The 15,720-nt window shown below is 66.4% G+C and carries 23 protein-coding genes; 13 read left to right on the top strand and 10 right to left on the bottom strand.

Annotated elements, in window-relative coordinates:
* Positions 1-87 precede the first annotated feature (87 nt).
* Positions 88-753 carry an AAA family ATPase gene (locus QM711_RS03710; protein WP_415096356.1) on the top strand — a complete coding sequence of 222 codons (666 nt, stop codon included), beginning with the start codon at positions 88-90 and terminating at the stop codon, positions 751-753.
* 1 nt (position 754) lies between these two features.
* Positions 755-1,087 carry a hypothetical protein gene (locus tag QM711_RS03715; protein WP_415096357.1) on the top strand — a complete coding sequence of 111 codons (333 nt, stop codon included), beginning with the start codon at positions 755-757 and terminating at the stop codon, positions 1,085-1,087.
* A 112-nt stretch (positions 1,088-1,199) separates the two neighbouring features.
* Here QM711_RS03715 and QM711_RS03720 read toward each other — a convergent pair whose 3' ends face one another.
* On the bottom strand, positions 1,200-1,511 hold the full coding sequence (locus tag QM711_RS03720; RefSeq protein WP_415096358.1) for a hypothetical protein: 312 nt from the start codon (positions 1,509-1,511) through the stop codon (positions 1,200-1,202).
* Positions 1,512-1,581: 70 nt separating this feature from the next.
* Here QM711_RS03720 and QM711_RS03725 point away from each other — a divergent pair, with 70 nt between their 5' ends.
* On the top strand, positions 1,582-2,445 hold the full coding sequence (locus tag QM711_RS03725) for a GNAT family N-acetyltransferase (protein ID WP_415096359.1): 864 nt from the start codon (positions 1,582-1,584) through the stop codon (positions 2,443-2,445).
* Between the two features lie 3 nt (positions 2,446-2,448).
* On the opposite strand, the gene QM711_RS03730 is transcribed toward QM711_RS03725, so the two are convergent.
* The gene (locus QM711_RS03730) at positions 2,449-3,177 is read right to left on the bottom strand and encodes a DinB family protein (protein ID WP_415096360.1); all 729 of its coding nucleotides are present in this window, start codon (positions 3,175-3,177) and stop codon (positions 2,449-2,451) included.
* A gap of 201 nt (positions 3,178-3,378) precedes the next feature.
* On the opposite strand from QM711_RS03730, the gene QM711_RS03735 reads away from it, so the two are divergent.
* Positions 3,379-3,705, top strand: coding sequence for a hypothetical protein (locus QM711_RS03735; protein WP_415096361.1), 327 nt, complete (start codon positions 3,379-3,381; stop codon positions 3,703-3,705).
* A 181-nt stretch (positions 3,706-3,886) separates the two neighbouring features.
* On the opposite strand, the gene QM711_RS03740 is transcribed toward QM711_RS03735, so the two are convergent.
* Entirely contained in the window at positions 3,887-4,495 is a 609-nt protein-coding gene (locus QM711_RS03740; RefSeq protein WP_415096363.1) for a class I SAM-dependent methyltransferase, read from the bottom strand.
* On the bottom strand, positions 4,492-5,088 hold the full coding sequence (locus QM711_RS03745) for a TetR/AcrR family transcriptional regulator (protein WP_415096365.1): 597 nt from the start codon (positions 5,086-5,088) through the stop codon (positions 4,492-4,494). The genes QM711_RS03740 and QM711_RS03745 overlap by 4 nt, the downstream gene beginning before the upstream one ends.
* 188 nt (positions 5,089-5,276) lie before the next feature.
* Here QM711_RS03745 and QM711_RS03750 point away from each other — a divergent pair, with 188 nt between their 5' ends.
* Positions 5,277-5,639, top strand: coding sequence for a hypothetical protein (locus tag QM711_RS03750; RefSeq protein ID WP_415096367.1), 363 nt, complete (start codon positions 5,277-5,279; stop codon positions 5,637-5,639).
* Here the strand turns inward: QM711_RS03750 and QM711_RS03755 are convergent.
* Positions 5,623-5,982, bottom strand: a complete 360-nt coding sequence (locus QM711_RS03755; RefSeq protein ID WP_415096369.1) for a hypothetical protein — start codon at positions 5,980-5,982, stop codon at positions 5,623-5,625. The two genes, QM711_RS03750 and QM711_RS03755, sit on opposite strands and share 17 nt — an antisense overlap.
* 450 nt (positions 5,983-6,432) lie before the next feature.
* Here QM711_RS03755 and QM711_RS03760 point away from each other — a divergent pair, with 450 nt between their 5' ends.
* A complete protein-coding gene (locus tag QM711_RS03760) occupies positions 6,433-6,915 on the top strand; it encodes a hypothetical protein (RefSeq protein WP_415096371.1) in 483 nt (160 codons plus the stop codon).
* A 61-nt stretch (positions 6,916-6,976) separates the two neighbouring features.
* Here the strand turns inward: QM711_RS03760 and QM711_RS03765 are convergent, their stop codons facing one another.
* Both QM711_RS03765 and QM711_RS03770 read right to left on the bottom strand, forming a co-directional pair.
* Complete coding sequence (locus QM711_RS03765) at positions 6,977-8,170, bottom strand: ATP-binding protein (RefSeq protein WP_415096373.1); 1,194 nt, start codon at positions 8,168-8,170, stop codon at positions 6,977-6,979.
* A gap of 183 nt (positions 8,171-8,353) precedes the next feature.
* Positions 8,354-8,533, bottom strand: coding sequence for a helix-turn-helix domain-containing protein (locus tag QM711_RS03770; RefSeq protein ID WP_415096375.1), 180 nt, complete (start codon positions 8,531-8,533; stop codon positions 8,354-8,356).
* Between the two features lie 139 nt (positions 8,534-8,672).
* On the opposite strand from QM711_RS03770, the gene QM711_RS03775 reads away from it, so the two are divergent.
* The 7 genes from QM711_RS03775 (at position 8,673) to QM711_RS03805 (ending at position 13,307) form a co-directional block, all read left to right on the top strand.
* Positions 8,673-8,888, top strand: coding sequence for a type II toxin-antitoxin system Phd/YefM family antitoxin (locus QM711_RS03775; protein ID WP_415096377.1), 216 nt, complete (start codon positions 8,673-8,675; stop codon positions 8,886-8,888).
* A gap of 887 nt (positions 8,889-9,775) precedes the next feature.
* Positions 9,776-10,711, top strand: coding sequence for a hypothetical protein (locus tag QM711_RS03780; protein ID WP_415096379.1), 936 nt, complete (start codon positions 9,776-9,778; stop codon positions 10,709-10,711).
* On the top strand, positions 10,708-11,649 hold the full coding sequence (locus QM711_RS03785; RefSeq protein ID WP_415096381.1) for a hypothetical protein: 942 nt from the start codon (positions 10,708-10,710) through the stop codon (positions 11,647-11,649). Before QM711_RS03780 ends, QM711_RS03785 begins: the two co-directional genes overlap by 4 nt.
* A gap of 40 nt (positions 11,650-11,689) precedes the next feature.
* Positions 11,690-12,235: a hypothetical protein gene (locus QM711_RS03790; protein WP_415096383.1), complete on the top strand. Its 546-nt coding sequence runs from the start codon at positions 11,690-11,692 to the stop codon at positions 12,233-12,235.
* A gap of 35 nt (positions 12,236-12,270) precedes the next feature.
* The gene (locus QM711_RS03795; protein WP_415096385.1) at positions 12,271-12,414 is read left to right on the top strand and encodes a hypothetical protein; all 144 of its coding nucleotides are present in this window, start codon (positions 12,271-12,273) and stop codon (positions 12,412-12,414) included.
* A gap of 72 nt (positions 12,415-12,486) precedes the next feature.
* Complete coding sequence (locus QM711_RS03800) at positions 12,487-12,675, top strand: hypothetical protein (RefSeq protein ID WP_415096387.1); 189 nt, start codon at positions 12,487-12,489, stop codon at positions 12,673-12,675.
* 320 nt (positions 12,676-12,995) lie between these two features.
* On the top strand, positions 12,996-13,307 hold the full coding sequence (locus tag QM711_RS03805; protein ID WP_415096389.1) for a histone-like nucleoid-structuring protein Lsr2: 312 nt from the start codon (positions 12,996-12,998) through the stop codon (positions 13,305-13,307).
* A 207-nt stretch (positions 13,308-13,514) separates the two neighbouring features.
* Here the strand turns inward: QM711_RS03805 and QM711_RS03810 are convergent, their stop codons facing one another.
* Genes QM711_RS03810 through QM711_RS03820 form a run of 3 tightly spaced genes read right to left on the bottom strand, consistent with a single transcriptional unit; the run spans position 13,515 to position 15,673 of the window.
* Entirely contained in the window at positions 13,515-13,727 is a 213-nt protein-coding gene (locus QM711_RS03810; protein WP_415096391.1) for a hypothetical protein, read from the bottom strand.
* Between the two features lie 26 nt (positions 13,728-13,753).
* Entirely contained in the window at positions 13,754-14,620 is an 867-nt protein-coding gene (locus QM711_RS03815) for an alpha/beta fold hydrolase (RefSeq protein WP_415096393.1), read from the bottom strand.
* A 57-nt stretch (positions 14,621-14,677) separates the two neighbouring features.
* A complete protein-coding gene (locus tag QM711_RS03820; RefSeq protein ID WP_415096395.1) occupies positions 14,678-15,673 on the bottom strand; it encodes an NADP-dependent oxidoreductase in 996 nt (331 codons plus the stop codon).
* Positions 15,674-15,720 lie beyond the last annotated feature (47 nt).

Consider the following 15,720-nt stretch of genomic DNA (forward strand, 5'->3'; position numbering starts at 1 on the left):
GGTCCCGAGCCTGGGGGTTCCCCCGGACTCACCCTGAAAGGGCGAGTTGGCGCGAGAAATCAGCGAATGAGCGGCTGATCTGGAGGGATGCTCCGGTACGAACCGCCCGAGCGCCGCGAGCTGGCGCCGTCCGAAGGATCGCCGACGCCCTCGCGGGTCGGCCTGGCAGCCGCCCAATCCGGTGCGCTGATCATCGTCGGCGGGGTGCCGGGTGCCGGCAAGAGCACCGCCATCGCGCGGGCAACGGCGGGGCTCGGCGGGGTGCGCGTGGTCGATCCGGAGCAGGTCAGCGGCTGGCTGCGTCAACGGCTCCCGGCCTCGGTTCCCTACCGTCGCTACCGCTGGCTTGTGCACACCGCGCATGCCGTGCGGACGGTCGCGCAGCTGCTGGTCGGGCCGTCCTCGTCCGGACGGCTGGTGCTGCACGACCCCGGCACCCGGTTCGGACGTCGGCGGACCCTGATTGCACTCGCCCGCCGGGCCGGCTGGCGGGTGACCGAGCTCTACATCGATGTCGACCGGACGTCCGCACAGGAGGGTCAGCGGCGTCGCGGCCGGGTCGTCCGCTCCTTCGACGAGCATTGGCAGAACTGGCAGCGACTCCGCCCGAGCTTGGCCGGCGGGTCGAGAGGCACCGACGACGGCTCGGTGCTGCTCGTCGACCGCGCAAACGCCGCGGAGGTGCTGCGGCAAGTGTGTGCCAGCCGACGAACGTCGGTTGCGTTGGAATCGGTTACTGCGCTGCACTCGTGACATGAGTGGCGAACTGCGTCCGATGGTGACGGCTTTGGCGGCGCTCGGTCCGCTGCCGACCGAGACCGCGGCGGATCCGACGACGCTTGGGCGATGGGAAGAGCTGGCCGGGCAGATCTCCCAACCGCTCAGCGACGACGAGGTGACAGTCCTGGCGGGCTTGCTTCCTGCGGACGAGTCCGATGCCTTCGGGATGGCCTGGACCCTGATCCATGTGCTTGAGTCCGCACCGGGCTGGCCCGTTCCCGCTGCGCTGGAATCGGCCCCCGATTACTGGGGCGGCGTGCTTCGGACCCGCCTCGACGACCCTCGTTCCCGACCCACTGGCAACTAGGAATCGCGCTGAGCTTTCGTTTGGTCGAGCTCGTTGAGACCTGAACCCTGTGGTCCGGCCAAGGGGTGTCGGCACGCTCAGCCGGCGTTGGCTTCGTCGAGCAGCGCTTCGGTCAATAGCGGTCCTGCACCAATGCGTCGAACTGCGCGCGGCTGCTGACGATCGTGGTGAGGGGGTGCGGGGCGATCTCGGTCGTCCCCTTCCAGGTGAGGTGCACGAGCGCGGCGCCTTCACCGTCCAGTTCAAGCACGATCTCGTCCTGCGGTATGGCCTCGGCGATCACCCGCCAATCTTCGGTCGCCAGCTGATGGCCGGGGCCCAGCTCGCGCTCGAGTTCCGCCGCCAAGGTGCCCGCACGGGCGCCGTTCTGGTCGCGGAGGTCGTGGAACGCCGGCGAGAACCGATAGTCGCTGAGCCAGGTCACCACCAGATCGTAGGCTGCCTTCGCCTCGCGGATGGCCCATCGCCGGAGAGAGTTGGTGTTTGATCGCACCATGGCAATCGAACTGAGTACTCCGAGCGTGGACCGCCTCGGCGCCGTGGTCGATGCCCTTCGCGGGTTGCAGCGGAACTCCGCACCGATCCAGCTGCACCCGGGCGACCTCGGCTGGCACCTGCGCTTCGGGCCGGACGCGACGGCTGCCGCGCTACGGACCTGGAGCCGCGGCGGCCAACTGCTCGCGCTCGGCCTTCTGGACGGACCCGGGGCGCTGCGGGTGACCGTCGCGCCGGAGCACTGGCGCGACGAGGAGCTGGCCCTGCGACTGGCCACCGACGCCTCCGAGCCGGAGCGGGGTGTGCTGCCGTCCGGAAGTGCCTCCATCGAAGCGCCGGACGGCACCCGCCTCCAGGATCTGCTGATCGAGGTCGGCTGGCAGCTCGGCGAATCGTGGACGCCGTTGCGGCATGACCTCAGCGACCTGGCGCCGGTGGGGCTGCGCGTCGAAGTCGTGGGTCCCGGGCTGGTGCCGGCGTTCACAGCCGTCCACCGCTCGGCGTGGGGAAGTTCGCGGTTCACCGACGAGGCTTGGCACACGATGGCGTCCGGGCTGCCGTTCGGCGACGCGCGATGCCTGCTCGGCTACGACGAACACGATAATCCGGTCGCGGGTGTGACGATCTGGTCGGCCGGCCGTGGACGGCCCGGCCTGCTGGAGCCGATGGGCGTCCGGGCCGATCGACGCGGACGCGGCCACGGCACCGCGATCTGCGTGGCCGCGGCGTCCGAACTCAAGAAGATGGGCTCCACCGGCGCCATGGTCTGCACGCCGAGTTCGCTCACCGGAGCCATCGCGACCTATCGGGCCGCCGGATTCCAGCAGCTTCCCGAACGGCTCGACCGGACTCGGAACGCCTAAGCGTTAACGGAGCAGTGCGAGATCTCGCCTGATGTAGCGCAGGTGCGCCCACTCCTCCTCGAGGATCACCCGAATGCAGTCGCCCACAGTGGGCTGCCAGCCGCCACCCCAGGGGTCCTCGCGTTCTTCGGCGAGCAACTCGGGTGTGGCGGTGGCGAGGAAGTCGGTCACCAGCTGCTGCCGCTCGCCGCGCACGGCGAGGATCTCGTCGTAGGTCGGTGTGTCCTCACGGAAGATGGACATGTCGAAGCCCATCTCGGCGGCGCCGGTGAAGATCTGACCGATCTCGTGGAACGGCTGCTGCATGCTGAGGATGCCGCCGCGAAGCCACGCGTCAGTCGCCAGAACGAGGTGCCGCAGAGTTTGCGCCAAGGACCACTCACCCTCGACATGGGCGTCCACCAGGTCACGCGGAGTGTCCGCCACCGTCGCCCGCCACGCGTCCTGCACCGCCACCCAGCCCTCGCGCAGACCCTCGGGCGTCTGGGCCTTCTGCAGTTCGCGTCCGGGGAATTGCCGGTTGAGCTCGGCGTCGACCAGCGGCACCACGTCCACCCCGTTGACATAGAGGCTGCCGAAGAACAGGTCGTGGCTGTCGATGTCGAGCCCGCCCACGTCGACGCTGCGCATCGTCACACCGCTGACATCGGAGAATCGCAGGGTCGCACCCTTGAAGCTGGCCTTGACGAAGGTCGCGCCTTCGAACTCCTTGGTACCGGTATAGGTCGTCATGGCTTCATCATCACAGTCGCCGCTGACGTTTCTTGTAGAGATGCGTCAGTGCATCTGCTCGAGCCACACTCCCTGAGTCTGGACGAGGCGATACGGCGGCGCTGACTTCTCCGGGGCGACGCGTCAGTCGTGTCATGCTTCCGACGTGCACGACTTCTCCTGGACCGCCCCTGGCACGCGATCGACAGGCACTTCGCGAGCATGGCCGATCGTCAGCCCGAGTTCCAATACCTGGCAGACATCGTGACGAGCGTTCTGGAGGCTGGCGCAAGCACAACGCTCGCGGGCTTCACTTCGATGCATGACTTGCTGGTCGTGCCAAAACCCGTTGCCGAGCACTGGACGCCGGTCACGGTGCTGGCTCCGCACGTGCCCTTCCTGCCGAACGGCACGGTGCGAATCGAGCATCTGTCCTCGTCAGGACGCCTCGAACGGGTCGACCGGCCGGCCGCCGAAGCCGTCCCACTGTTTTGGCGTTTCATGAGAGAGAAGTTCGGCGTCGAGACTGGCCGGGCGGTACCGACCTAGCCTCTATGCGGGGCAGAGAGACAACTCACTCACCACGGAGCCCCGGGAGTGGTTCACAGTGTGGTCGCAGGAAACCCCCGTTGCCCGGGCAAACTTCTCGGGCGGATCTTGTGCGAATCGTTCTGAGCGGCGACCAGCGCCGGCTTGGGTTAGCTGACCAAGGCATGCCTGGGCGGCCGACTCAAGCGCTGCGCCTGGTCATGAGGTAGGCGGCCCAGCCTCGGGGCCAGCCCCTGAGGTGTTGCTCCCCGGCGATGTGGTTGATCTCGAACTGATTTCCGAAGCGGGCCGTGACCTCGCCGGGGGCGAGCGCGAGGCCGCCGAACGGGAGGATCGCGGTGGTGACGCGTTCCCAGGGTGACAGTGTCCATTCGAAGCACCATAGGAGGATGCGGGTCCCGGGCCGGGTCAGCGCCACGACCTCGTGGACGTAGGCGTCTCGACCGCGGTCGTCGAGGTCGTCGAGGGTGCCGTAGTCGACGAGAAGGTCGAACGGGCCGCTGACCTGGCGAAGGTGTGTGACGTCGTCGACGATGAAGGAGACGTCGACGCCGTCGTCATGGGCCTTGGCCCGGGCCCGTTCGATGGCCGCGTCCGCGAAGTCGACTCCGGTGACGGTGAACCCGTGCTGGGCGAGGAAGATCGCGTTGTCGCCGACGCCGCAGCCGAGATCGAGCGCGCTGCCCGGGGTCAGGGTGCCGTCGGTGACGAGCCTGACAAGTTCCTGTCGTGGTCCGCCGACCCAGGGCGGGGTGCCGTGCCGGTACCACAGGTGGTACAGCAGTCTCACTGTGCGACTCCTTTGCCGTTCGGCAAAATCCGGACGAGCGCATCGGCGACCAACTCGCTCGCGTCCTCGAGTGACAAGCCCGCACTCAGCAGGGCGGTGAAGGTCGCAGGGTGGGTCAGGCCGAAGGCGGCGCCGCGGACGCGATCTTCACCGAGAGCTTCGGCGAAGACTCGGGCGTAGAGCGCACCGATCGCTTCCCAGAAGGCCCCCTCGCCCTCGCGCAGGACCGGGTCGTGGCCTAGCTCGGACCGGAAGATCTCGAACCAGGGTGCGCTGCGTTCGTAGAACGCGAACATTTCGCGGACCAGGCGCCGGACTCGCTGGGGGCGTCCGTGTTCGGGCCACTCGCGGTCGTCGGGGATCTGGATCTCGTCGGTGAGCTGCGCGACCAGGACCCGTGCGAGTTCGTCTGCCGATCCGAAGTGGTTCAGGATGGTCGCGGCCGAGACATTGGCCTTGCGTGCGACGGCCTGCAGGCTCGTGGCGGCGATGCCCCGTTCGCGATAGCTCGCCAACGCGGCGTCCATGATCCGTTCCCGAGTGCGCGCTGCCTGCTCGGCCCTGACCTCCATCGAGTAGCGCCGCGGCGTCATGTTCTCCCATCGCTCCTCGCTGGCACCCAACACATTTGATTGAATGACCTATTGACTGAATATGTCGTTCATCGTATTCTGGTGGCCGCAGGACGTCAAGGAAAGGAACTGCCATGTCGACGAACAGCCGCCAGCCAACATCCGGCTACTCGCGAACGCGCTCCTCGACGGGGCCGACTCCGGGCCGGATGGCACTCGGGTTCGCCGTGTCGTGGCTGGCCATGCTCGCCCACAACCTGTTGGAGCTGCCACTGACCCCTGTTGACATCGAGAACAGCGGCCCGCTGCTCGTCGACCTCGCCCTGTTGGCGGCCTATTGGCGCCGTCCGAGGTCGCGCGGGGTGCAGGCAACGATCCTCGGCTGGGCCCTGCTCAACCTGGTGATCGGCGGGGTGGTCACCGTCCTGCCGTTGTCGGTGCTGCCGTTCGTACCGGAACAGTCGCTGAGCCACTACCTGGTCCATGTCCTCTATGCGGCCGGCCAGGTGCCGCTCGTGCTTCTCGCGGTCGCCGCGCTGCGTCAGCCTCCCCACGTCACACCCTCGAACTGAAGAAGGTCAGGATGTCCGAACGAATAGTGAACACCAGGGAAAGGTCGAGCTCCTTCGTCAGGGACCAAAACTCGTGGTAATCGTCCAGCTCGGTTCCGTCGCACTCGACGGTGAAGGTGAGCGGCTGGGCTGTCTCTGCGGGGGACGTGGTGGAGCTGGCCGACGGGGTTGCGGAGGTCGGCCGCGCCGACACGGTCGTCGGGGCCTCTGCGGCCGATGGCGCCGGCGATGGTAAGGAGCAGCCGACCAGCAGGACTGCAGCGGACAGTGCGGCCCCGAACACCCTCGACGGTTGGCCCGATGCAGTTTGCGTGCCACGGTGGCGCAAGTTCATGACGGACACTCTCCTCCTTCGGGCCCGCTGCCCCGGCAGCAGCTCGGCCAGGTTCGTTCACCGGCCGCCGACCCGTCCCCACCTCGCGCCTCAGGCCGTCGGAACAGACAAGGTCGCAGGGTCTCCTCGGTCTCTACAGGACACCGAACCCCCTGGGTCCGCACACCCACCACCGAGCAGACCCGGCAACCGCCAAGACCGCGATCGACGCCGCCCCAAAACGATGTCACCAGTCACCGAGCGAACACCGGAAGATGCCGCATCAAGAAGCAGCACACACCTCTGGCATGCACTTCGGCATTTCGTTAGTATGAAATGCAACATCCGTCCCACTAGGAGCTTCGCATGCGAGAGGTGATCCGCGATCCCGCGAAGACGTTCAGGTGCCCACGGTGTGGCGCTCCGGTGACCTACAAGGGACGCGGCCGCCGTCCGATCTGGTGCTCGGCGCGATGCCGGGTGGAGGCGTCCATCGAGCGCCGCGGGAACGAGATCGTCGGAGTCAAACCAGAGGTCGTGAAGGTCGTTTCACCCGTCGCCCGGCTCAGCGATTGGGAGAAGGAACGGCGCCAGGAGATCGAGCGGAACCTTGATCACGACACCGTCATTGCGACGGTCGCGAGCCGGCCCGAGCTACTCATGGGCGTGCTCACCCAGATCGAGGAAGAGGGGTTGAGCGCCCCCGCTGAAGACCGCCAGATCCTCTCGGACGCAATGATCCGGACGGCGCGCTCCGTCTCCCCCGAGACCGTAGACGAGGCCACCGCGTCGCCGCGGCGATCGCACAAACGGGACGTCTCCGAGTGGGTCACCCTCCTCGACGAGTTGACCATGCAGCTCGCCACCGGGTTGCTCTACAACCGCGATCTGCCGACCATCGACGATCCCATGCGGAACCTGGTCGACCACTACCTCAAGCGTGTGGACAGCTCGCACCGCTGAACAGACTCCCCCACCCGGGTCGGTCAGGTCGCCTCGGCGTTTGCGACGCGCTCGGCGAGGTTCAGTGATCCCAGAGGCTCCGCATCGGCAGCACATGCAGCCAGCCGTGAAGGTGTGCGACCTGAGTACCCCCGTGAAGCACGACCCCCGTGGTCTTCCGGTCTGGGTATCGGTTGCGGAAGCGCTCCAGCGCCGACCAGGACTGCTCGGTGACCGTTCGAGTGCTCTTCACCCCAATAGCCAGCAGTTGACCGTCCGGGAGCTCGGCGACGATGTCGACTTCCAAGCCGTCGAGGTCACGGTAGTGGTACAGCTGGAACGGCTGCTGAGTCCAGGCGGACTGCTTTCGCAACTCCAGCGCGACGCACTGCTCGGCAAGGGCTCCGAAGTACTCGCGTCCCCCCACAGTGCCGGCTGCGGCGCTGGTGAAGCCCGTGAGATGGGCGGACAAGCCAGTGTCGTTCAGGGCGACCTTGGGACGGCGCGCGATGCGACCGCGCGGCGACCTCGTCCATGGAGGAAGGAGGACCAGAAGCCGCATTGTCGAGGCGAGCCGAAGGTACGCATCCACGCTGTTCTCGGAGACGCCGATCGTGCGAGCGAGTTTGGCCTTGACGATCTCCGCCTGCCCGCCAGCGGCGATCGGACGCAGCAGGGTTCGCATGTGGTCGGCGTAGCCCCCTTGCTGGAGGTCGCGAGCGTCGTGGTCGGCCAGCCGCTCAATGTAGGCGTCGAACCATCGTGCGGCCCGGTTCGGGGTCCGCTGGACTGCTTCGGGGTAACCCCCGCGCACGATCGTGTCCGGCTCGATGGCGGAGAACGTGCCCGAGTCCGTCCCGGCCATGATCCAGGCGACGAAGTCCTCCGGTGTCGCACGACGGGACAGTTCCCCCTGGCTCAACGGCAGCAGTTCGATGGTCTCTGCGCGTCCGGCGAGGGAATCGCCAACTCCTTTGACCTGGAGGAGATCGGCAGACCCAGTCAGAAGAAAGCGGCCGGGCCGTCGATCCCTATCAACGCTGGCCTTCAATGGCAGGATCAGCCCGGGCGCGCGCTGGGCTTCGTCGATGACGAGCAAGCCCTGGCCGGCCTGCTCCACGAAGAACACCGGGTCGGACTCGGCAACGGCAAGCACGACGGGGTCGTCCAAAGTCACCGAGACCACCTCAGGCGCTTCGGCGGCCACGATCGCGGCCAGCGTGCTCTTGCCCACCTGACGGGCGCCCTGGATGATCGTGATCGGCGTGTCACCCATCGCCTCGCGGACTGTGACGGCGGCGTGCCGGGGGTACGGCTCCGGTGGTGTCATGACTCAACGCTACCCGAGAACTTGCAGATCTGAGCAATGAAACTTGCGGATTTGAGGTGCTGAACTTGAAGGTTTGTCCGACCGTCAGGAGATCCAGGCGATGCCGCAGCGAGATCAGCAGTGCTCGACTCAGCCGAGCCAGAACGGACGCAGCATCGCGTCGACGTCCTCGGGACGGACTCGGAGGATGCGCCGTCCGCTCGAGAAGACCGGCAGTTGGCCGGACGCGATCCGGCGTCGCACGGTCTTCCGGCTGATCCCCGTCCGTTCCGCCGCCTGGGCCAGAGACTCGTAGCGCTGCAGTTCCATGGTGATCTCCTTCCGCAGCCCCTTAAGCCTCAGAAGGTGCCCGATCCGGACACGGAGGACCAAGAGAGGTGAGGATCTGCCACCTTCCACCGCCTGCCTGGCCACGCCCCTTGATCAGGGACGTTCTATCCTCGCTGCCATGAGCGCGAACGTAGAAATGACGGAGTTGCGCCAGAACGCCTCCGAACTGGTGCGACGCGCCCGCGCCGGGGAGGAGTTCACCATCACGGTCTCAGGCCTACCGAGCGCGCGTCTCCTACCCTCGAAACCCGCGCACTGGAGGCGCTGGGAAGAGATCGCCGACCTGTTCAGTGGCCCCGACGACGCCAACTGGCAACACGATGTGCAGCGGTAGCCCAAGTCTCGCCCATCGCCCGAAGGCACACGCTCCGAGGTAGCCCCATCCGCCTGTCGTAGGTCGGTGCCATGATCATTCCATGACGGAATGGATCGGAGCTGTGGGCACGATTCTCACCTGGGCGCAGAGTTGTTCGTTGATCCTCCGGGCGACTACGACGATCTCGACGGCCTCGTGGAAGCCGCTATCAAGTCCGGAAGACACCTCGCCAGACACGAGGCGGGACATGTGCTGTTGCGCCTGCGCGACGAGGACGCCCTTAGCTACCGCGACCGGCAGGAAACCCGAGAATCGGCATATCGCTCTGACTAGGGGTTTCGCTTGCCCCAAACTAGCCCCAGTTGGGGCTTAGCTGGGGCACCAGAGGTCTTGACATGGCCTCTTCTGGGTGCATGTCGCCTGTCGCCCCTGCGGTGTTTGGCCTAGTCAGCAAGGCATAATGCCTAGCCCCAGCCTGGGGCACAAATTGTCGGGGCGACAGGACTCGAACCTGCGGCGCTAGCCCAGCAGACCGACCCCTGACAACGCTTTATGAGAGTGTTCGTCGATTGCGAATCCGTCCTGGGGGCTTCCCTGGGGCTAGAATCCGAGTCAGCGAGCCTGTCGCCCCAGCACTAAGCGCGGTGATGCCTCTGCCATGCACGATCGCAACGTGCTGGATCAACTGGGGTCGAGAACGAGCTTGGAAGGCTCATCCCAGCAACACCGACCAAGCGTCGCTTCCTCGCGCCCCCCGACCCGGTCCCTCGATGCCGCCTGCCCGGCCGACGTCGTCCACCACGTCGACGTAGAAGACTTGGTTGCCGGGCCGTGATCCGCACGCATGAGTGATGTCTGACTCCTCCATCGTGTTTGATGTGAGACTCCTCCAATAGGCTTCCTTTGTGGAGATCATCGTCGAAGGCCCCGCCGTTGACGCTGCGCGTCTTCGGGCGATTGAGAATGGAGCGCGGGCCCTCAACACCGACGTCCCGGTCATATACACCGACGACTTCGCGGGTGAGGTCCGGCGCCTGACAATGGAGTACTCCTACACCGATGACCGTGGATCCGGAACCGTTGCTGCTCGAACGCTGACCACAACTGCCGGCGAGGTCGTCGTCGTGGCGAACCGGAAGCTGCTGGAGGAACGTCCACCGGCGTTGACCGAACGAGTGATGGCTCACGAGTGCGGTCATGTTCTCATCGCCCGCAGTGGGGGCGAGGTGATTTGGTCGATGGTCACCGACGCAGAGCCCGACTGGTGGCGCCGAGTGCTGACCTACATGACGTCCAACGCGACAGATGAGCACCGCGCCGAGGCTGCGGTGTACAAAGCCGGGTACCCGGTGGAGTACGACTGCACCCTAAACGGCATCCAGGGATCGCTCCATCACCTGGATGGAGCGATCCTCAGCGCGCTCTATGACCCAGCGTCAGCCGACGCCGGCCACCTTCGAGACCTTGTCCTCGCCTCGATGGACCGGATCACGAAGGTGATCGCTTGTCTCGCAGCACGGCACGCACACCACTCCTCATTCGAAGCCAGCGAGCTTCTGCCCGGCCCTCGCGCGACGTGGGACGAACTGATCGCCCCGCAGTGGGAGCTCTTTCTCGGCTACTACCGTGACGTTCCCTCGGCGACTGAACCTTGGACAGGGGAATCCGCCCTTGCTCATGCCCTCGCCACCTCGCACGTCACAGAGGCACTGCTCCGCGACGTTGGTTTCTACTCTGAGGGCGAAGATGGTGCTGCATTCTGGGTTGACCTCCACGACTCCACCGTCCGGCACCGTGCCGAACGATTCGCTGCCGAAGCGGAACGCCTTGGAGTCAAATGAGTGTGGACTTGCCTTCCGCCGAGAGGCTGATCATCGGAAGCCAAAGCGATCTTCACGTCGAATCGGTGGTGCAGCATCTTCGAAGGCCCGGCACGGTCATCGTCGACGCGACCACTATGGACGACACGGTCATCGAACTCTCTAGCACACGGACTGTCCTGCGCGATCTCGCCGGGCGCGGTGTCGCTATACGAACCGGCTGTCGAGGGTGGCTGCGGCGCCTTGCGCCGGCGGGGCATGATGATGGAATTGAGATTGGCAGTCTCCCCGCTGCTCGGTTGTCGGCGCGCATTGCGCTATTGGGTGCGTTGGTTCGAGATTGCCGAGTGCGCTGGCTCTCAGACCCGAGTTCCGTCTTCGCCGCTGAGAACAAGATCACTCAGTATCAGTGCGCGGCGGGCATCCACATCGGTGTACCTCGATGGTGCATTGTGACCTCGCGAGAGGACGTCGACTTCATCGGCGCGACGGCTGTGCTGAAGCCACTCGGCCCAGGAAACTTCGCGTCCGCTGGCCAGGACTTTGTCGCGTGGGCGACAAAGGTGGTTGCGGCGGACCTACCCGAAGGCAGTCTTCTTGGGTCTCCTTTCCTGGCGCAGGAAGTCATCAACGCCCGCCTGCATCTGCGCATCGTGACCGTTGGCGACCGCGCATGGTGCGCGCAACTCGCGGCGGCCGACACGCCATTGGATTGGCGCTCCAGCAAGCGCGCCCACATGAGCTTCGAGAGCACCTCCGATTGGGGTGCCGTCTGTTCTGACGCGGTCGCCATCGCAGCCATGATGCGTGTCGGCTACTCCAGCCAGGACTGGATCATCGACGCTGAAGGTGCTGCGCATTTCATCGATCTCAATCCTGGTGGTCAGTGGCTCTTCCTGCCCGAGGGTGTCAGTGCACCTGTAGCGGAAGCTCTGGCCGGCTGGCTCATGGAAGGCTAGGGGCGTGTCAGTCGTGAAAGGGCGCTTCGCAGAAGCTCGCGTGTATCTGGCCTATGCCTTCGGCCTCCTGCGCCCCGGCACAGAGCTTCCGACCTTCGGCGAGCCGACGCCCTTCGACCGCGACCTCAGCGAACACACCGATGACGACCTCGACCTGCTCATCGACGAGGGTCGCCGGCAACTGGACCGGCAGCTTCACGATCTCGACAGCGTTCGCGACAGGGCTGGAACTCTGCTGACGCTAGGCCTCGCGGAGGTGGCGCTGCTCGCAGCTTCGGGCCAGCCCGCGTGGTCTGGACCCTGGTGGCTCGCGTCTATCTGGGCGGTCGCCGCCGCCTGCGCCTTCCTCGCAGCCGCCGGTGCCGCCAGCCTCCTTGCCGGACGCGCTGATCTCGGACGCACCGACGCAAGACTTGCCGCCAATCAAGACCCACCGATCAAGGGGCCGCTCGCCCTGGGCTACCTGTCGGTCGTCGCGATCGGCGAAGAGACCGTCCGCACACGGCTGACGGTTCTTCGCTCAGCAGCGACTCTCGCCGTACTTGCTGCTCTCATCTACGTCCCCGTGTTCGTCGCCGCGAGTTGACGCATCTCGTCGGAAGGCACCACTACGCTTGGGACATGGCTGACCTGTACGAGTTCCTGAGCACCGAATCAACAGGGAGCCCCAACGACCCGATCCCGCCGGGCACGGTCTTCACCGCCTCGGTCGAAACCATCGACAACGACCGCGCCGCAGTGCTCCTGGGAGAGTTCCCGGTCTGAGCGACCATCCATGGCGTGTTCCGGCTGGCGCGATGGCACATTCACCCTCGGCCCAACCCGCAGACTGGCGTAGTGGCCGACGGCGAACTCCCGGTCATCCTGACCTGTGACTCCGCTGGCAGGGCACCTTCAGTCACCCACGAAGCACTCCACGTGGCCAGCGCGGCACAACAAGCCGGCTACCCCGAGGTCATCGCCGCCACCATGCCGCTACGCGACCAGTCAGCGGACTCGGTCGTGACCGCCCTTATCAAGAACTGAGCAACTCACCGGCCACGATCCACACAACTGTTCTCAGCACCCTCCACCTAGCGACAACCAGGCTCAGACAAGCTGTCGAGACAGGGGGCACCGACCCACTCGCATGGGCATCCCACGCGCACTTCGGCTGGGGAGTGCCACACAATGATCCGGCCCCGGGCGCAATGAGGAGCTGACTCGGATACCACGGCCCATGACCAACCCTTAGGTCCCAGAGGGGCCCGACCGGGATCCCGAGGGCAGTCCCGCAGGCTCGTCTACCGGCTAGTTCGCCAAGCCAGCAACCAGCGACAGGAGCTTCACACACGGCGCGCGAGACAGTGGTAACCCAGACTGACGACCTCGACGGCACCGTCGCAGATGAGACGGTGACATCTGCAGTCGACGGGGCAAGCTACGAGATCGACCTCAGTTCGGCTAACGCCGTAGCCCTCCGTGACGCGCTCAGCACATACATCAGTGCTGGCCGTCGCGTAGGCGGGCAGCGCCGCCAGCGCGGCAGCGGGCCTGCCCGAGCGGACAAGGAGCAACTCGACGCCATTCGCCGCTGGGCGCGTGAGAACGGCTTCGAGGCCTCCGACCGCGGCCGCATCAGCAAGGCCGTCAGAGAGGCATACAGCGCCGCACGATAGCTTCACGATGCGACGACGACGCTGCCAGTCGAAGGCCAGAGCACGCTCTCCGCCCTCGACGTCAGTGGAAGCACACCCTCGCCCGAGATCCGTCAAGCAGGCCTTCGAAACTGGAAGATCACCTCACCACCCAGGGTCAGATCAACCGCGCTGTTGTCCCAGAGAGCAGGTCGTGCCCCAACGCGCACCCGCTTCCTGTGCCGGGCGCTACCCGACTTCCTCGACGGAGCGCGCTTCGAAGGCGGCAGCGCACGAGAAGTCTCGCCAGTAGTTCCCGGGGTCGCAGCGATGGATGCCCGAGTGCAGGCCCTTCCACCGGTCCATGCCCTCCTGGCGGGGCTTGTCGGTGCGCATCCGCAGCAAGATCGAGGAGGTGAAGTGCTTGGAGACGGACGGCTTGGCGGGCGCAATGCCGGTCATGGCGACTCCTTGTGATGGTGGGGGGATTAGTTGTTGAAGAAAGCCGCGGCGACGGGGGCGAACTTGTCCCAGTACTGGAAGATGCCGCCGTGTCCGGAGCCGGGGTAGATGATCAGCTCGGAGCCCTTGATTCGCCGGTGCAGGTCCTCGGATAGGACGGAGGGCACCATGCGGTCGTTGTCGCCGTTGGCGATCAGGGTCGGCTGGGTGATGACCGACAGGTCCGACGGGGCGGAGCGGCCGTAGCGCTGGATGGCCTTGAGCTGCCGCCTGAACGCCTTGGTGGTGATGGGCTCGTCGCGGCCTGCGGTACGCTCCGCGAGGCGCTCGACGAACGCCTTCGCGGCCTTCTTGCCCGCGGCGTCGCGGTTGAAGAAGAGGATCTCCTTCGGGTCGGAGCGGGTGAGCACCGCGCGGACGATGTCCAAGTAGGTGGTGCCCACGACCCTGTCGATATCCTTCCCGCCGCGCGGGCCGGTGCCGGTCAGGACCAGCTTGCGGACCAGCTCGGGGTGCTTCACGACGAGGTCCTGGGCGATCATGCCGCCCATCGAGAAGGAGAAGACGTCGATCGTGTCGTAGCCGAGGCCCTTGGTGATGAACCGGTAGGCGTCGTCGGCTGCCTCTTCGAGCGTGCCGGGCACCTGGCCGCTGGAAGCGCCGACGCCGAGTTGGTCGAAGGCGATCACGTGACGGGTCCTCGCGATCGCGTCCACGATGCGCGGGTCCCAGTTATCCAAGGTCGCGGCGAGGTGCACGAAGAAGACCACGGGGATCTCCTCCGTCGGGCCGAGCTCGCGGTAGGCGAAGGTGTCCCCGCCCACGGTGACCGTCTTGGCCACGGTGTGGGCGTAGGCGGTGATGACGGGTTCGGGGGTGCTGCTGGCGTTCATGAGAGGCTCCTGATCGTAGATGGTGGGAGGGTGCTGCTGGCGCGCAGCGGTCCGGGGCTACTCGGTCCCGCCGGTGATGTCGATGACGGCCTTGCCACGGATGCTGCTCGTGCCGAGCGACTCCAGGGCCTGCACGGTCCGGTCGAAGCCGAACGTGGCACCGACGACGGGCCGGACGGCCCCGGCGTTGACGAGCTCGGCGATCTGCCGCAGCTGGTCGCCGGAGGCGCGCATGAGCAGGAACTCGTACGACACGCCCAGCTTCTTCGCCTGCGCGCGGATCCGGCGGCTCAGCGCCGCGATCGCCAGGCGCAGGAAGGGGTTCAGTCCCGCCGCCTTCGCGAACTCAGGTGTCGGCGGCCCGGAGATCCCCACGGCCTTGCCGCCGCGGCGCAGGACGCGCAGCGACCTGGCCAGGTTCTCCCCGCCGAGCGGGTCCAGCACGATGTCGTAGCCGGACAGCTCGGTCGCGAAGTCCTGGGTGCGGTAGTCGATGACCACGTCCGCGCCGAGCTCGCGGACGATGTCGGCGTTCCTGCCCGAGACGGTGGTGGCCACGTGCGCGCCGAGGTGCTTGGCGAGCTGGATCGCGATCGTCCCGACCCCGCCGGCCCCGGCGTGGACGAGCACCTTCTGCCTGGGCTGCACGCTGGCCTTGTCCACGAGCGCCTGCCACGCGGTGAGCGCCACCAGCGGCAGCGACGCGGCCTCGATGGTGCTGATCGAGGCCGGGGCCTGGGCGATGTCGGCCTGGTCGACCGCGATACGCTCGGCGAACGTCCCGATCCGGAAGTCCCGGGGACGGGAGTACACCCGGTCGCCGGCCGTGAACCCGGTGACGCTCCGGCCGGTGCGGATGACGGTGCCGGCCAGATCGTGCCCGAGTGTGACCGGCGGCTCGTAGGGCAGGATCGCCTTGAACTCGCCCGCCCGGAGCCGCTCGTCGAGGTGGTTCAGCCCGGCGGCATCCACCCGGATCAGGACGTCCTGGTCGCCGACGACAGGCTCGGGGACGTCGGCCTCGTGGACGGGCTGCTTGTACCGGTCGAACACAAACGCTCGCGTGATGATCTTCTCTCTGTGTGTGAATCTGTGGTCAT

The organism is Micropruina sp., from assembly GCF_047602385.1.
In the GTDB taxonomy this organism is placed as follows: domain Bacteria; phylum Actinomycetota; class Actinomycetes; order Propionibacteriales; family Propionibacteriaceae; genus Micropruina.